This window comes from Neorhizobium sp. T6_25 (assembly GCF_002968555.1).
In the GTDB taxonomy this organism is placed as follows: Bacteria; Pseudomonadota; Alphaproteobacteria; order Rhizobiales; family Rhizobiaceae; genus Neorhizobium.
The window spans coordinates 34,439-48,191 of sequence record NZ_PVBL01000003.1 but is presented as its reverse complement, the minus strand read 5'-3'; the positions used below and the strand labels follow the sequence as shown (position 1 = coordinate 48,191).

The following is a 13,753-nucleotide window of genomic DNA, read 5'->3' as shown; positions in this document are numbered from 1 at the left end:
GAAATGCGCTCACGCCGCGCGGCGGATATTCAGGGCAAAAAGGCCGGTAAGGAACCCGATCAGGCCGGCATTGTAGCCAAGGATGGCAATCAGCAGATTGAAATAGGACGCCGGGCCGGGTGATATGGCGGTCGCAAGCGCAAATGTCGCGGTGATCATGACAGCGACAAAAGCAATCGAGAACGCGGACCGCATCGTGCCGACGCAGATGCCAATCGATGCAGCGGTCAGAAAAAGCACCCGGATATCTCCTCATCGGCCTCAAGGGAACGAACGTATTAGCAATCCGCTAATAAATGCTTTCGCTCCAATGTGTGGCGGGGTCAATGCACCGTCGACGATTTCGATACGATCTGATTCGTTGCGGCCAAGCCATGTTCAGTGGCTCTGGTCTTTGCCTCAAGCGCCGCGATCCACAAGATATGGCGTCAAGGAGCTTGGCAGTTCTCCTCGCCAGACAAGCCGGACGTGGTAACCGGAGAGCGGAGAGGTGAGCGCGACGACCTCGCCCTCGAATTCGGCCGTTTCTCCGGTCGGCTTGCGGATGACGCCGTCACCCGAGACGACATCGAACGCGACGCCGATCTCGCCAAGCACGGACATTGCCTGTGGCCTGTCCTCGAAGCGGAGCAGCAGGGGTTCACACCGCATTGCCGCCCGCCGCTTTTCTCAAACGAGGCCGGCGATCGCCACCGCCGTCGTGCCGGTCGCAAACACGCGGATCACCCGCAACGGAAGCAGGCCGCCAGCCGGTACATTCGAAAGTGTTAGCGTCTCGCCGGACAGCATGCGGACGGACAGATGGCCGCCGGTCCCTACATAGAGCGCGCGCGTTGTCTCCGGCAGGTCTGTGCTGTCGCTGGGCGTGATCGCAAATCCGGAGGCGGCGGGGCCGGAGAGCGAGGCTTGGGTATTGGCGAAACGGTCTGGCATGGACGAAATCTCCTTGAATATCGTTCGCCTTCATTGTCGCTCTCCTCTCTCCAGCGGGGAAAATGCGAGGCTTAAAAAAGCGCTGTAACGGAGGTTTTCTGTTTCTCACAGAAAAGGAAATGTGGCGTGCCCGGCAAAAGAAAAGGTGCAGCGTCAAATGCTTGGCTGCAAAGGAACGAACGGCCAGGCTCCAATGCGGTTGTCGGGCGGGCCTTTCGAAGCGGCCGTTTGCCGGCCGCATCATCCCCGTTTCTGCCGTCCGAGAATGGTGAAATCGCCGCGCTCTTCCTTTAGAAGAAAAGGATGACCAGTTTGCTCGACAACGATTCGCCCACGAACCTCACCGAGTTTTCGGTGTCGGAACTGTCCGGCTCGATCAAGCGCACGGTAGAGAACGCGTTCGACCACGTGCGTGTGCGCGGCGAGATTTCCGGCTATCGCGGCCAGCATTCGTCTGGCCACGCCTATTTTTCGCTGAAGGACGATCGCGCCCGGATCGACGCCGTGATCTGGAAAGGTACCTTCCCGCGGATCAAGTTCCGTCCCGAAGAAGGGATGGAAGTGATTGCCACCGGCAAGATCACCACGTTCCCCGGTTCTTCGAAATACCAGATCGTCATCGAGAACCTGGAGCCGGCGGGTGCCGGCGCGCTGATGGCGCTGCTCGAAGAACGTCGGCGCAGGCTTGGTGCCGAGGGTCTGTTTGACCAAAGCCGGAAGCGGCCTCTGCCCTTCCTGCCGCGGGTCATCGGCGTCGTGACCTCGCCGACCGGCGCGGTCATCCGTGATATCCTGCACCGCATCGCCGACCGTTTTCCGGTGCATGTCATCGTTTGGCCGGTCAAGGTGCAGGGCGAAGGGTCTGGCGACGAGGTGGCGGCCGCGATCCGCGGTTTCAACGCGATCGTGCCTGGCGGGCCGATCAGGCGGCCGGACGTGCTGATCGTCGCGCGCGGCGGCGGCAGTCTCGAAGACCTCTGGAGTTTCAACGACGAGGCGGTCGTGCGCGCCGCGGCGGACAGCCAAATCCCGCTGATATCGGCTGTCGGCCACGAGACCGATTGGACGCTGATCGACCACGCCGCCGACGTCCGTGCGCCGACGCCGACAGGTGCCGCCGAAATGGCGGTGCCGGTCAAGGCGGACATGGAAGCGCAGCTCGCCAATCTGACGGCCCGCCTGCGGGGTGCCGCCAGCCGGCAGATGGACCTGCGCCGCCAGTCGGTGCGGGCGCTGGTCCGCGCGCTGCCATCCATCGACCAGTTGCTGGCTTTGCCGCGTCGTCGTTTCGACGAGGCGGCGGCTGGTCTCGGCCGCGGGCTGGAGCGCACGACGGTGGTCAAGCGCCGCAGTTTCGAGCGGGCATCGTCGGGGCTGCGTCTTGAACTTTTGACCAACCGCCTTGCCCAGCAGCGGCAATTGCTGGCCGACCGGCTGACGCGCAGCGACCGTTGCCTGGAGCGGCAATTGCTGAAGGAGAACAACCGCGTCGCCAAGGCCGGCGCTTCGCTTTCGGCGCTTCCCGCAAGGCTGCTGGGTCATCTGCAGCGCGAGCGCCAGCACCTCACGTCGATGGCCCGTCATGCGGATACGGCGATCTCGCACACGCTAATACGCAGCCGTGCGGCAATCACGGCACAGGATCGCGTTCTGCAATCGCTCTCCTACAAGAACGTGTTGAAGCGCGGCTTTGCCGTCGTGCGGGGTGAGGACGACCGGCCGCTGACGCGGGCCGCCGGCATCGGCGAGGGGCAGGGTATCTCGGTGGAATTCGCCGATGGGCGGATTACGGCGGTGACGGGCGAGGGTGGCGATCCTGCGGTAGCGTCCGCCGTGCCGCCTCAGCCCAAAAAGCGGCCGTCGAAATCGGAGCCGGGCGGAGACGCGCCGAAACAGGGTACGCTCTTCTGATGCATGTCCTCCTGGTGCTTGCCCATCCGCTGCCGGAAAGTTTTGCGCATTCGGTTGCCCGTCTGGCGCGCGAGACCCTGGAGGCGAACGGCCACACGGTCGATCTGCTCGATCTTTATGCGGAGAGCTTCGATCCGCGGCTGACGGAACGCGAACGGCGCGGTTATTTCGATGTGCCCTACGACACGTCTGAGGTGGCGGACCTGGTGGCGCGGCTGCAGAAGGCCGAGGCGCTGATATTGGTCTTTCCGCAATGGTGGTTCAACCTGCCGGCGGTGCTGAAGGGTTTCTTCGACCGGGTCTTTGCACCAGGCGTCGCCTTCCGCCACGACAAGGCCGGCGGAAGGATCTTCCCGCTGCTCACCAACATCCGCCATTTCTGGGTCTTCACGACCACAGGTTCGCCCTGGTGGGTGGTGAAGTTCTACATGGGCGATCCGGTGCGCCGCCAACTCAAGCGCGGCATCGCTGTCTTCTGCAACAGAAAAGCCGAGTTCCGCATGCTGGCGCTGCACGACATGGACCGCGCCACGGCAGAAAAGCGCGGGCGGCATCTGGAGCGCGTCAAGGCCGCGCTCCAATCCTTGCGATAGTCAGCGCACCCGCATGCCGGCCTTCTCGTCGAAATGCAGCGGCTTGTCGAATCTCTGAAGTGGCGCCTCCGGCACCGAACCGATCGTCACGCCGAATTGCCAGTCCGGCGGGCATATTGCGATATAGCGGGCATACCCGCCGACACCGCCGCCGAATTTCGGGTAGCCGATTGCTACCAGCGCACCCGTTTCCGGCACCTTGTCGAGGTTCGCCACGCCTTCCGCCTGCGCGAACCCGTTGTGCATCAGCCAGTATTCGCCTTCGAGGTTCGGTGTCGTATCGGTATCGAGCGGTTCGTGGCCGTGAAACAGGATCTTTCGCTCGAGGTGCAGGAATTTCAACGCATCGAGGCTGACGCCGGGAAACGGCTTCGTCGTGGAAAGCGAGGGATCCGGCCATTTCTTGTACCAGCCGGAGCGGACGAACACGACCGAGCCTTCCGGGATCTTGCCGTTCTTCTTCTCGAAATCGGCGATGTCGGAGACCTGCAGGTGATAGCCGGCATCGGTCTTCACCTTGTCCTCGATATTGATGACGACGAGCGGCCGCACGGCATAGGTGGCTGGAAGTTCGTCGATCGCCGCATATTCCGGCGCCCAATGGGCCGGCGGATCGAGCTGCGTACCGAGCTGGTCGGTGGCGAGATTGTAGGTGGATGCGGCGAAACCATGCTTCTCATAGGTGAAGGTGTCGCCCTTCTTGGCATAACCTTCCAGGTCGACACCAGCCGCGGCCTGGCCGAAGGCCGATTTGCCGAAGCCCGCCCATACGGGGATATTCGGCGTGATCGTGTGGGTGAGGTCCACATATTTGGCGCCCTTCAAGGTCTCGTTATAGACCTTCCAGAGACCGGGCTCCTGGGCGGAGACGCTGGCGACGGGCGCAATGGCGAGAAGTGCCGCGCCGAGCGGTGCAGCCAGACGCATAAGAGAAATGGGCATGCTGTTTCCCTCTTTTCGGATTGTCCTGATCAGCGTGAGCCGACACATCGAACGTGCCGGCGCGATCAGTTTCCTGCCGTAAAAGAGGGAAAGTCAACCAGTTGGCGAAATCAGGCCCATTCGCCCTTGCGCATGACCGGCACCTTTGAGCCGTCGGCGCGCAGGCCGTCGATGTCGACCTTGTCGGAGCCGATCATCCAGTCGATGTGGATCAGGCTTGAATTGCCGCCCTGGGCCTTGATCTGATCCTGGCTGAGCGATGCACCGTCGAGGAAGCATTTCGAGTAGCACTGGCCGAGTGCGATGTGGCAGGAGGCGTTTTCATCGAACAGGGTGTTGTAGAACAGGATGCCGCTTTTGGAGATCGGCGAGGAATGCGGCACCAGCGCCACTTCGCCCAGCCGGCGGGCGCCCTCGTCGGTATCGAGCACCTTGTTCAGCACTTCCTCGCCCTTCGAAGCCTTCGCCTCGACGATCCGGCCGCCTTCGAACTTTACCTGGATATTGTCGATCAAGGTGCCCTGGTGGGAGAGCGGCTTGGTGCTGGAAACATGGCCTTCGACCTTCAGCGCATGCGGCGTGGTGAAGACCTCTTCGGTCGGGATGTTCGGGTTGCAGGTAATGCCGTTCTTGGCTGTCGAGGCGCCGCCATGCCATTCGTGGCCGTCGGCAAGCCCGACCGTCAGGTCGGTGCCCGGACCGGTAAAGTGGAGTGCGGAAAAGCGCTCGCCATTGAGCCATGTCGAGCGCTTCTTGAGATTGCCGTTGTGTTCGGCCCAGGCCGCGATCGGATCGACGAGATCGACGCGCGAGGCGGCGAAGATCGCGTCCGCCAGCTTGCCGACTGCGACGTCTTCCGGAACGTCCGGGAATACCTGGCGTGCCCAGGAGGGGTTGGGATAGGAAACGATGTTCCAGTTGATGTCGAAATTGGCGATCTTTTCGAGCGCTGGCTTGTAGGCAATGGAATTGGCCTTGTTGGCGCGCGCCACTTTGGCGGGGTCCTGGCCGGAGAGCATCATCGGGTTGTCGCCGGAGATGGCAAGCCGCGCGGCGCCGTTGGCATAAGCCTTGGCCATGCCGTCGTAGAGCCAGTCGGACGCCTTGTCGAAGCTTGCATCGGAGGCGTATTCGTAGCGCGCGAGCGTCGTTTCTTCGTCGGAATAGAAGGTCGAGACGATGCCGGCGCCGGCGATATACGCGTGTTTGGTGAGGAGCCGCACGAGCGGCAGGGCGGCGAGCGGTGCCGTGATCACCAGATCCTGACCCTTCTCGAGGCGCAAGCCCACCTTGATGGCGACTTCGGCCAGCTTTTCGAGCTTTTGAGGATCGACGACTGTTTGAAAATTCGGCACGATTGTCATGTTAGACCTCACCTGATTTCTGTGATCGAAGAGACTTAAAGAGGTTTGGGGCAAAATTGAAGCTGAGGGAACCATGTTCATGAAAACCGCCTTGCTGTGCGCCGTCCTCTTCGGCGCCTCGGCTTCTCCTGGTCTCTCGGCCGACTTTGCGGCGACCATGTTCGATCATCAGGTGGCCATCGCATCCGATGACGATGAGGAGAAACTGACGATTGACGGCAGGCAAGTCCATTCCAACCGGTTCCTGCTGATCGACAATGTCGGTCTGGTCGCGGGTGTACCGTTCGTCGTGGTGGTGAGTTCGGACGGCGGCAACGCCTGCCCGGGCTCGCCTCTGGTCGTCTCGTTCCCGCAGGATGAGGAGCCGCGTGTCGATGACCCGATAGACGATTGCCGCGCCGCCGCCTCGATCACCATAGAGGACGATCATCTTCTGCTTGCGACGCAGGCGGTTGCCGGCCAGCCGAGCCTGCGCTGGACCTGGACGCCTGAAAAAGGTTTCGCCGAGGCCGGCAAGGTCGCCTTCCAGCCGAGCGCGACGATGGGGTGGGACGACATGAAAAAGGCGGAGCACCCGTCCGACCTCCTCGGCATCGGGCCGATTGCCGAGGCGGCAGATGCAATGCTCGGCGAGCATAAGCAGGAGTTCGAGAGTTCCATCACCGGGCCGGGCAGCGGCGCCTACAAGAACGGTTTTTATATCGGCGAGGCCTGCATGCCGCATATGTGCACCGAGGCCGAAGCATTGATCGCGGCGGATATTTCCGCCAGAAAGCTCTATCTCGCCTGGAAGCCCGAGGGGAAGAAGATCATACTGCGTCCAGCGGTGCGCAGATGGCCGGCCCCGGCGCTCGCCGCTCTCAAGGAGTGGTCGGCAAAGTGGCCGTGACAGTGGGACAATAGCCCTTCAGCGCAACAGCGCCGCCTTGACCGCGGCGATGTTGCTGGCATGAACCTCTTCGTAGGGTGCGAAATAGAGCACGGCGCCTGAGGCGATTTCCTCCTCGACGAAGGATTTCAAGGAGGGATCGATATCCTGATCCGCGGCGATGGCGCCTGCCATGTGGCGCAGATAGGCGCGGTTGGCGTCGATCAGATCCGGCTCATAACCACCGGCCGCAATCCGTTCCGCATCGCCGTGCGCCGGCAGGATTTTTGCGATCGGCCAGGAGGCCATCCGGGCGAGTTCGGCGATATGCGTGCCGATCTCGGCGGCTTCCGAAATATAGGTGACGGTGTCTTCCAGGGTGTCGCCTGCGAGCAGAAGCCGTTCGTCCGGCATCCAGACCACGTTGCCGTCGGCGCTGTGGATGGCGAAATGATGCAGTTCGATCCGGCGGGCGCCGACCGTCAGGTCCAACCGGCCATCGAACAGGGTGGTCGGCATGACGAGCGGTGAGATCGGCGGGTTGGCGCTTTCGATCTTCTCTCGGTTTTCGTTCAGCTTTTCGGCCGTCAGCGTCAGCGCGATGATTTCGCAATCGGAAAAGATCGCGTTTCCGGCAATATGATCCTTGTGCCAGTGACTGAGCACGACGCGGATCTTCGCGACAGCGAGCCCCTCCAGATGGGTGCGGATCGCCTTGGCGTGGTCTAGCGAGATATGCGTGTCATAGACCAGCGCCTCGCCCTGATCGACGATCGCATAGGAAGCGACGCCGAGCGAATAGGCGCCGTCGTCCAGCCAGTTCGTGGTTTTCGCGTGCAGCCGTTTGCCAGGCACCCGTCCGTCGTAATAGGCAAAGATCCCCGGATAGGGCTCGAGAATTCGAAGGGTCGAGGTCATATCACTCATGATCGCATTCACGCCACCAGCGGCGCGGTGACCGCCTTCAGTGCATCGCGGGCCGCCTTCGGGTCCAGCCGCACCTGCAATCCGCGCTGGCCGCCATTGATGAAGACATGCGGCTCGTCGAGCGCGGTGATCTCGATCGCGGTCGGCACGAGCTTCTTCTGACCGAAGGGGCTGATGCCGCCGACATGATAGCCGGTTGCCCGTTCCGCGTCGGCGGGCTTCATCATGCTCGCAGATTTGCCACCGAATGCGGCCGCGAGCTTCTTCATCGAAACCTCGTGGTCCGACGGCACCACGACGCAGACCGCCTTGCCGTCCACCTCCGCCATCAGCGTCTTCAAGACACGGCGCGGCTCCTCGCCGATCGCCTCGGCCGCCTGCATCCCGATCCGGTCTGCAGTGGGATCGTATTCATAGGTGACGGTGGCAAAGGCGACGCCTGCTTTTTCGAGCATCTGGGTAGCACGGGTTGTCTTGGACATGGATGAATCCTGGGTTCAGATACCGGCAAAAGCCTCTTCATAAACCTCCGGCTTGAAACCGACGATCAGCTTCCCGTCCGCTTCCAGCACCGGCCGCTTGATCATCGAAGGCTGGGCAAGCATCAGGGTGATCGCCTTCTCGCGGTCGAGGTTTGCCTTGTCAGCGTCATCGATTTTCTTGAACGTGGTGCCGGCTCGGTTGAGCACGATCTCCCAGCCGGCGCGGTCCGTCCAGGTATCGAGATGAGCACGGTCGATGCCCTCGGCCTTATAGTCGTGAAAAGTGTAGGTGACGCCCTTGCGGTCGAGCCAGTCGCGCGCCTTTTTCATCGTGTCGCAGTTCTTGATGCCGTAGATCGTGATTGCCATCGAAGCCTCTTTATTCGGGCTCGACAGATACCAAGGGCACCCCTTGCCGTGCAAGCCTTTCGCCGTGGTTAACGGTTGTTATGTGACAGTTGCATGGCTCCCCTGTCCCGTTGTGCATTGCACAAAAACAGCACAGGCATCATATTTTAGCAGAACGAAAAAGGAGAGTTTCACATGTCCGTACAGAAAAAAATCCGTGGCAGCGCCATTGGCCGCGCCTTCGCAGTTATGAGCGCCGCAATCTCGGTTTCGGCTGCCGTGGAAAACCATCGCCGCCCGAACAACCGCGACCTGACCACCCTCGGCATCGACCCGAAGGCTTTCGATCGTCTCGGCTGATCCGTCATTCCCGGCCTTGCTTGGCTGGGAAGGGGCTTTGCATCTCAGCCTTAAGTATAAGGCTTTGCCGAGTACCCGCGGAAACTGTCCGTTAACCATACCATCCTATATTCTCCTAATATTCCGGGAGATGTGGATTTGGTCGGGCAGGTTGTCAGGGAAGAAGCGCCGTCGGGGCCTGTATCCGTCGACGGCGATGTGTTGAAGAGGTCCGTCGCCAAGCTGGCGAACGAGGCTTCCGCGCTCGGCCTCCATCTGGTCGATATTGCCGGTGCTATCCAGGATACGGCTGCACAATCCTCCGCACATGCGACACTGCTTGGCCGCCTGACGCAGTCCGCTCAATCGATCGCGGACGCCAACGGCCACGTTGCCCGCTCCCTTCAGGAATCCGACAAGCTGACGGCGAACGCGCGCAAGGTGCTCGGCGAGCAGGCTGAACAGCTTTCCGGCTCGATCACCGCGATCGATCACATGGTCCATGCGTCCCAGGAAATCGGCGCCGAGATCAAGCTGTTTTCCACGGCGCTCGGAGACGTCGGACGTTTGGCAGATGCGATCGGTATGATCGCCCGGCAGACGAACCTTCTGGCATTGAATGCCGCGATCGAAGCGGCGCGTGCCGGCGAAGCCGGCAAGGGTTTTGCCGTGGTCGCCGCGGAGGTACGCGCGCTGTCGCTGCAAACCTCTCAGACCACGAGTTCGATCCAGGCCACGCTCGATCAGTTGAACAGCCGCATCGACAAGCTGGTAACGGCCGGCGAAGGCGCCAGCCAGTCGGCCGAGGGCGTCAAGACGACCGCGATGAAGGTTCAGGGGTCGTTCAAGGGCGTCGAAGGCGTCATGACTCAGATCCTCGACAAGGCGTCCTCGCTCGCCGGAACGACCGAAACGGTCGACAGGCAATGCGGCGAGTTCGCCTCGTCGATTGCTTCCGCGGCAAGCGCGATCCTGAAATCCAATGATCAGTTGCAGCAGACCTCGTCCCGCGTCGGAGAGGTGGTGACGATTTCCGAGCGGATGATCCAGACGACGGCAAGCGCCGGCATCGAAACCCCCGACACTCCCCATATCCGTGCAGTCATGGCCTATGCCGCCGAGGTTTCCTCCGCCTTCGAGGCAGGCATAAAATCCGGCCGCATCGATCTTGGCGCATTGTTCGACCGGCAATATGTCGCGATCCCCGGTAGCGATCCTGTCCAGTACATGACGCGCTTTACGGAGTTCACCGATACCGTGCTGCCGCCCGTCCAGGAACGGGCGGCCGAAGGCGACGCGCAGGTCGCATTCTGCGCTGCCATAGATGAAAACGGCTACCTGCCGACCCACAATCGAAAATTCTCGCAGCGTCAGCGTCCAGGCGACGTGACCTGGAATACTGCCAACTGCCGCAACCGGCGCATCTTCAACGACCGCGTGGGCCTGGCGGCCGGCCGCAACAAGGAACCTTTTCTGCTACAGACCTACCGCCGCGACATGGGCGGCGGTGAGTTTGTGCTGATGAAGGACATTTCCGCCCCGATCACCGTCAACGGGCGCCATTGGGGCGGTCTGCGTCTCGCTATCAAGGTTTGATATAGGGAGGCGGCCTCGGTCATGCCGCGTAGGCCGCGTCCAGCGCTGCAATATCGATCTTCTTCATCGAGAACATGGCCTGCATGACGCGATAGGCGCGGGCGCTATCGCTATCCGTCAGCATTTTCGGCATCCTGGTGTAAGTGACCTGCCAGACCAGCCCGAAACGATCCGTCAGCCAACCGCAGGGCTGTTGCTGGCCACCCTCGACGAGCCTGTCGTAATAGTGGTCGATCTCGTCCTGCGTCTCACAATGGACAAGGAAGGAAACCGCGCCGTTGAACTTCGCCCAAGGTCCGCCGTTAATCGCCGCGAAATTCTGACCCTCGAGCTCGAAGCCCATCGCCATCACCGAACCCTTGAGCCCGGGACCGGCATCCCCAAAACGCGAGACATCGGTGATCCTCGAGTTCTCGAATACCGAGACATAGAAATTGACGGCTTCTTCCGCGTTGTTATCGAACCAGAGATGCGGAACGATCTTGTGCTTCTGGATGGCCATTGTTCTCTCCTCAAGCGGGCGATCGTCCAGAGGACGCCCAGGCGCCCGCCGATCCGACTCGCCTGGCGAAATTCTTTCAGATCATCATGCGGAGCTGTTCCGGCCGCGTCGGATAGGCAGGAGCATTCGGATCGAAGCTCCATCTTCCGAATTCCTCGTGCCGCGTCTCGCCGTAATGGCTGTAGACCAGCATGAACTCACCGGCGATCCAGGCATAATTCCGCTCGATGGGCATGGGTTCTATGCGCCCGCAGCCATAGATCAGCGTTACATGCGGAGTAGTGTCCGCCATCCAGTCGTTCGGAAGGTTGTGACGGGCGAGAGCGCGGCGCAGCATCTGCGCGAACTGGACGACCACCGGGTTGCCCCTGGCGCGATAGAGGGCAAGATGACGCTTGCCTCCGAACAGGGCGCTGCTGTCGAGCGTGATCGGGACAGGTCTCGCCTGGAGGCTGGCTGCGACCATTTTGGTTGCTTCAATAAGCGGCATGGGCGGCTCTTCGAACTGTTCTATGCAGAGCAGGCTCATATGGAGAAGGTCGGCTGGATAGGCGTCGCGGGTATTCTCGTTCGCGGCGTGGATCATTGCGTCGCCATGCATGATGAGACCGAGGGGATTGGACGGCTTCAGCACGAACATGAGCTTGCTCTTGCGCCGAGCAGGCGGGGCCGGTTTCGAAAGCCAGCCTTCGCCAAAGGGGAGCGAAGGCTGGCCAGCGTGCTTGCGCAAGCTCATCTTGCTACCGTCATAGTAATGCGACCTCATGCCGTTGAACGAAACCTAGCGGGACTCCCTGGATGAGTAAAGAACAAATGCGGAACAATTGCAATCATGGTTAATTCGCGAGCCGGTCCGGCACCGGCTTTAGCTGATAGGCCTGCCAGAAGAAGCTGTCGGCGGCAGCCTGATTGTAGGAGAAGTTGCGGGCTTCCTTGATCTTGCCGTCCTCGATGCGGAAGGCGAGCACCCAGACCGTATCGACATTGGCGCCGTCACGGTTCGACCAGCCCCGATGCATGTCGATCACCCAGTTTTCGTCGGCCATCAGTGCGATGAGTTCCGCGCGAAAGCCGGCCTTTCCGAGTTGCTGGAAAAACGCGGCGACTTCCGCCTTGCCGCGTTTAGTACCCGCAAGCGGGTGGTGGCCCGGAATATGCCATTCGATGTCATCGGCGAAGAAGGATGCCATCTTGGTCATGTCGCCGCTGCCGTAGGCGGCATAATAGTCGGTGATGACCTTGCGGTTCTGTTCGGGGCTGGCGGCCATGGCGGGCACTCCTGAAAAGAGGGTGGCGGTGACGAGCAGCGCTCGGAAGCTGGTTTCGAACATAGGGTCCTCCTTCAAGGCTCAGCGGATTTTCGGGGCGCGTTCGGCCGCACGTGCAACCAGCCCACGGTCGCCGGTTTCGTGCGTCGCAGTCATGGTCAGCGCGGACACTTTCCAGGCGGCGTTAACCTTGACGAGTTCGTAGCGGTAGTGGCCCGTCAGCACCCAGAGGTCGGTCCCGATACGATGGGTGGCCTGGAAATCGGCCTCGGCGGTTGCTTTCGTGCCTTCAAGGCTCGTGATCGCGTGATTGGTCACGAGGTGCTGCGTCTCGTCGAAACCCGGCAGGAAACCGGACCATTGCCGGATTACGTCGTCGGCCGCCTGGGTCGTCGGCGTGCCTCCCCAAAGGCTCGTATAGTCGAGCATGACATCCTTTGCGAAAGCACTCCGGACGCGGCCCCATTGATGCCTGTCGGCGCCGGCGGCGATGTCGGTAATTGCATCTATGATCGCCGCCCGATCTTGGGGAGCGACCCGCCGAGACGCGTTGGCGCGGGTGAAATGCGCTGCCGCGGCGTCCGCCGCGATCGTCACCGGCTCCGGCCGGTCGTAGAAATCGAACTGGCTGATACCGTCGAGCCAGAGCTCCGATTTTTCACCCGGCACGGCGAGCGTCGCGCCTCGGTTCTCAAAGGAAACTCTACGGGTCTGGATATCCTCCGCGATGGCGGTAGAGCCCATCACCGAGATGCAGAAGGTTGAAACAGCTGCGGCTTCCATGGCGTTTCTCCTGTCTCATGTCGAATGACGGGAGGTTGGCAGCTTTGCCGCCGCGGCACAGGCGCGGTTCTTGGCGTTCGTTATGTGATTATTGCTTCAATTGGCTCTGAAGGCAGCGGGCGTTGTGCCCGTGTGGCGACGGAAATGCTGGCCGAACCGCGAGACGTCTTCATAACCGACGCGCGCGGCAACGGCGGAGATCGGCAGGCGGGTCGTCTTCAGGAACAGTTTCGCCAGCTCCATCCGTTCATGAATGACATATTGAAGCGGCGATCTTCCGAGCGCCTTGGTAAATGCCCGCACGAAATGAAAACGGCTCATTGCCGCTTCGGCTGCCATGTCTTCCAGTGACAGATTGGCGGCGAGGTTGTCGTGAATGTAGTCGAGCGCGCGGTGCAGCCGCCGGTCGTCGATGCCGACAAGCCTCGGCTGTGCCAGAGCCAGGATTTGGGCGAGGTGTGCCGCGAGCGCCAATTGCATCGTTTCGCGGTAGAGCGCCGACGCATGACCGGCAATCGAGGCCGTCTGATGAGCAAGCTGCGCCAGCAACGGGTCGAAGGCGCCGACCACAGGCCGGAAGTCCGAATGATGTTCGAAGCCCACATCGGCGAGCAGGTTTTCCGGCACTTCGAGCTTCAGGAAAGACAGCGCCTCGTCGTATTCGCAGATGCCCGTCGCACCGGCCGGCAGGATCCAGCCTTCGCCGGCTTTCAGCGGCACATGTAGCCGCTTGTCCGAGTCGATGGCAATCCGGTGGCGCTCCTGATCGACGAGAAAAAGCCCGAGCGCCAGGCGCGATATCGCAAAGCGTCCGCCGCCGGGAGGCGTGTGCAGCCTCTCCGCCGTCAATTGCGCTTTTCCAGCCAATGGTTGCGATCCGCTCATAGGGAAAATTTA

At 61.5% G+C, this 13,753-nt stretch carries 18 protein-coding genes; 5 read left to right on the top strand and 13 right to left on the bottom strand.

Features of this window, described 5'->3' with window-relative positions; translation table 11 throughout:
* Nucleotides 1-9 precede the first annotated feature (9 nt).
* From C5L10_RS04745 to C5L10_RS04735, 3 genes are all read right to left on the bottom strand, one after another.
* Nucleotides 10-240 (bottom strand): hypothetical protein, encoded by a 231-nt coding sequence (locus tag C5L10_RS04745; RefSeq protein ID WP_046630281.1) that lies wholly within the window; start codon nucleotides 238-240, stop codon nucleotides 10-12.
* 159 nt (nucleotides 241-399) lie between these two features.
* Nucleotides 400-651 carry a hypothetical protein gene (locus C5L10_RS04740; RefSeq protein ID WP_105428730.1) on the bottom strand — a complete coding sequence of 84 codons (252 nt, stop codon included), beginning with the start codon at nucleotides 649-651 and terminating at the stop codon, nucleotides 400-402.
* Between the two features lie 18 nt (nucleotides 652-669).
* On the bottom strand, nucleotides 670-933 hold the full coding sequence (locus tag C5L10_RS04735) for a hypothetical protein (RefSeq protein WP_105428729.1): 264 nt from the start codon (nucleotides 931-933) through the stop codon (nucleotides 670-672).
* 303 nt (nucleotides 934-1,236) lie between these two features.
* Between C5L10_RS04735 and xseA the strand changes: the two genes are divergently transcribed.
* Both xseA and C5L10_RS04725 read left to right on the top strand, forming a co-directional pair.
* Nucleotides 1,237-2,844, top strand: coding sequence for an exodeoxyribonuclease VII large subunit (xseA, locus tag C5L10_RS04730; RefSeq protein WP_105428728.1), 1,608 nt, complete (start codon nucleotides 1,237-1,239; stop codon nucleotides 2,842-2,844).
* On the top strand, nucleotides 2,844-3,437 hold the full coding sequence (locus tag C5L10_RS04725; protein WP_105428727.1) for an NAD(P)H-dependent oxidoreductase: 594 nt from the start codon (nucleotides 2,844-2,846) through the stop codon (nucleotides 3,435-3,437). Before xseA ends, C5L10_RS04725 begins: the two co-directional genes overlap by 1 nt.
* Here the strand turns inward: C5L10_RS04725 and C5L10_RS04720 are convergent, their stop codons facing one another.
* Both C5L10_RS04720 and C5L10_RS04715 read right to left on the bottom strand, forming a co-directional pair.
* Nucleotides 3,438-4,364: a cyclase family protein gene (locus C5L10_RS04720; RefSeq protein ID WP_205837024.1), complete on the bottom strand. Its 927-nt coding sequence runs from the start codon at nucleotides 4,362-4,364 to the stop codon at nucleotides 3,438-3,440.
* A 125-nt stretch (nucleotides 4,365-4,489) separates the two neighbouring features.
* Nucleotides 4,490-5,743, bottom strand: a complete 1,254-nt coding sequence (locus C5L10_RS04715) for an aminopeptidase (protein WP_105402411.1) — start codon at nucleotides 5,741-5,743, stop codon at nucleotides 4,490-4,492.
* 79 nt (nucleotides 5,744-5,822) lie between these two features.
* Here C5L10_RS04715 and C5L10_RS04710 point away from each other — a divergent pair, with 79 nt between their 5' ends.
* A complete protein-coding gene (locus tag C5L10_RS04710) occupies nucleotides 5,823-6,632 on the top strand; it encodes a hypothetical protein (protein ID WP_172716912.1) in 810 nt (269 codons plus the stop codon).
* Between the two features lie 18 nt (nucleotides 6,633-6,650).
* On the opposite strand, the gene C5L10_RS04705 is transcribed toward C5L10_RS04710, so the two are convergent.
* Genes C5L10_RS04705 through C5L10_RS04695 form a run of 3 tightly spaced genes read right to left on the bottom strand, consistent with a single transcriptional unit; the run spans nucleotide 6,651 to nucleotide 8,389 of the window.
* Entirely contained in the window at nucleotides 6,651-7,538 is an 888-nt protein-coding gene (locus tag C5L10_RS04705; protein WP_105428950.1) for an MBL fold metallo-hydrolase, read from the bottom strand.
* Between the two features lie 8 nt (nucleotides 7,539-7,546).
* Complete coding sequence (ybaK, locus tag C5L10_RS04700; protein ID WP_105428724.1) at nucleotides 7,547-8,020, bottom strand: Cys-tRNA(Pro) deacylase; 474 nt, start codon at nucleotides 8,018-8,020, stop codon at nucleotides 7,547-7,549.
* Between the two features lie 15 nt (nucleotides 8,021-8,035).
* Nucleotides 8,036-8,389, bottom strand: a complete 354-nt coding sequence (locus C5L10_RS04695) for an ArsC family reductase (protein ID WP_046667318.1) — start codon at nucleotides 8,387-8,389, stop codon at nucleotides 8,036-8,038.
* Nucleotides 8,390-8,563: 174 nt separating this feature from the next.
* On the opposite strand from C5L10_RS04695, the gene C5L10_RS33520 reads away from it, so the two are divergent.
* Nucleotides 8,564-8,728, top strand: coding sequence for a hypothetical protein (locus C5L10_RS33520; protein ID WP_172716911.1), 165 nt, complete (start codon nucleotides 8,564-8,566; stop codon nucleotides 8,726-8,728).
* A gap of 132 nt (nucleotides 8,729-8,860) precedes the next feature.
* The gene (locus C5L10_RS04690) at nucleotides 8,861-10,303 is read left to right on the top strand and encodes a methyl-accepting chemotaxis protein (protein WP_105428723.1); all 1,443 of its coding nucleotides are present in this window, start codon (nucleotides 8,861-8,863) and stop codon (nucleotides 10,301-10,303) included.
* A 19-nt stretch (nucleotides 10,304-10,322) separates the two neighbouring features.
* On the opposite strand, the gene C5L10_RS04685 is transcribed toward C5L10_RS04690, so the two are convergent.
* The 5 genes from C5L10_RS04685 to C5L10_RS04665 form a co-directional block, all read right to left on the bottom strand.
* Entirely contained in the window at nucleotides 10,323-10,805 is a 483-nt protein-coding gene (locus C5L10_RS04685; RefSeq protein WP_105428722.1) for a VOC family protein, read from the bottom strand.
* Nucleotides 10,806-10,881: 76 nt separating this feature from the next.
* Nucleotides 10,882-11,445, bottom strand: coding sequence for a 2'-5' RNA ligase family protein (locus C5L10_RS04680; RefSeq protein ID WP_172716910.1), 564 nt, complete (start codon nucleotides 11,443-11,445; stop codon nucleotides 10,882-10,884).
* Nucleotides 11,446-11,641: 196 nt separating this feature from the next.
* On the bottom strand, nucleotides 11,642-12,136 hold the full coding sequence (locus C5L10_RS04675) for a nuclear transport factor 2 family protein (protein ID WP_245447919.1): 495 nt from the start codon (nucleotides 12,134-12,136) through the stop codon (nucleotides 11,642-11,644).
* Between the two features lie 18 nt (nucleotides 12,137-12,154).
* Nucleotides 12,155-12,856: a nuclear transport factor 2 family protein gene (locus C5L10_RS04670; RefSeq protein ID WP_245447918.1), complete on the bottom strand. Its 702-nt coding sequence runs from the start codon at nucleotides 12,854-12,856 to the stop codon at nucleotides 12,155-12,157.
* Nucleotides 12,857-12,952: 96 nt separating this feature from the next.
* Nucleotides 12,953-13,705 carry a helix-turn-helix domain-containing protein gene (locus tag C5L10_RS04665; RefSeq protein ID WP_105428720.1) on the bottom strand — a complete coding sequence of 251 codons (753 nt, stop codon included), beginning with the start codon at nucleotides 13,703-13,705 and terminating at the stop codon, nucleotides 12,953-12,955.
* Nucleotides 13,706-13,753 lie beyond the last annotated feature (48 nt).

Bases quoted from the DNA above. Each gene is read 5' to 3' on its own strand.
- C5L10_RS33520 (WP_172716911.1), top strand. From the start codon at position 8,564: ATGTCCGTACAGAAAAAAATCCGTGGCAGCGCCATTGGCCGCGCCTTC.
- C5L10_RS04725 (WP_105428727.1), top strand. From the start codon at position 2,844: ATGCATGTCCTCCTGGTGCTTGCCCATCCGCTGCCGGAAAGTTTTGCG.
- C5L10_RS04705 (WP_105428950.1), bottom strand. From the start codon at position 7,538: ATGAGTGATATGACCTCGACCCTTCGAATTCTCGAGCCCTATCCGGGG.
- xseA (WP_105428728.1), top strand. From the start codon at position 1,237: ATGACCAGTTTGCTCGACAACGATTCGCCCACGAACCTCACCGAGTTT.
- C5L10_RS04735 (WP_105428729.1), bottom strand. From the start codon at position 933: ATGCCAGACCGTTTCGCCAATACCCAAGCCTCGCTCTCCGGCCCCGCC.
- C5L10_RS04740 (WP_105428730.1), bottom strand. From the start codon at position 651: ATGCGGTGTGAACCCCTGCTGCTCCGCTTCGAGGACAGGCCACAGGCA.
- ybaK (WP_105428724.1), bottom strand. From the start codon at position 8,020: ATGTCCAAGACAACCCGTGCTACCCAGATGCTCGAAAAAGCAGGCGTC.
- C5L10_RS04695 (WP_046667318.1), bottom strand. From the start codon at position 8,389: ATGGCAATCACGATCTACGGCATCAAGAACTGCGACACGATGAAAAAG.
- C5L10_RS04685 (WP_105428722.1), bottom strand. From the start codon at position 10,805: ATGGCCATCCAGAAGCACAAGATCGTTCCGCATCTCTGGTTCGATAAC.
- C5L10_RS04670 (WP_245447918.1), bottom strand. From the start codon at position 12,856: ATGGAAGCCGCAGCTGTTTCAACCTTCTGCATCTCGGTGATGGGCTCT.
- C5L10_RS04720 (WP_205837024.1), bottom strand. From the start codon at position 4,364: ATGCGTCTGGCTGCACCGCTCGGCGCGGCACTTCTCGCCATTGCGCCC.
- C5L10_RS04675 (WP_245447919.1), bottom strand. From the start codon at position 12,136: ATGTTCGAAACCAGCTTCCGAGCGCTGCTCGTCACCGCCACCCTCTTT.
- C5L10_RS04680 (WP_172716910.1), bottom strand. From the start codon at position 11,445: ATGTTCGTGCTGAAGCCGTCCAATCCCCTCGGTCTCATCATGCATGGC.
- C5L10_RS04710 (WP_172716912.1), top strand. From the start codon at position 5,823: ATGAAAACCGCCTTGCTGTGCGCCGTCCTCTTCGGCGCCTCGGCTTCT.
- C5L10_RS04715 (WP_105402411.1), bottom strand. From the start codon at position 5,743: ATGACAATCGTGCCGAATTTTCAAACAGTCGTCGATCCTCAAAAGCTC.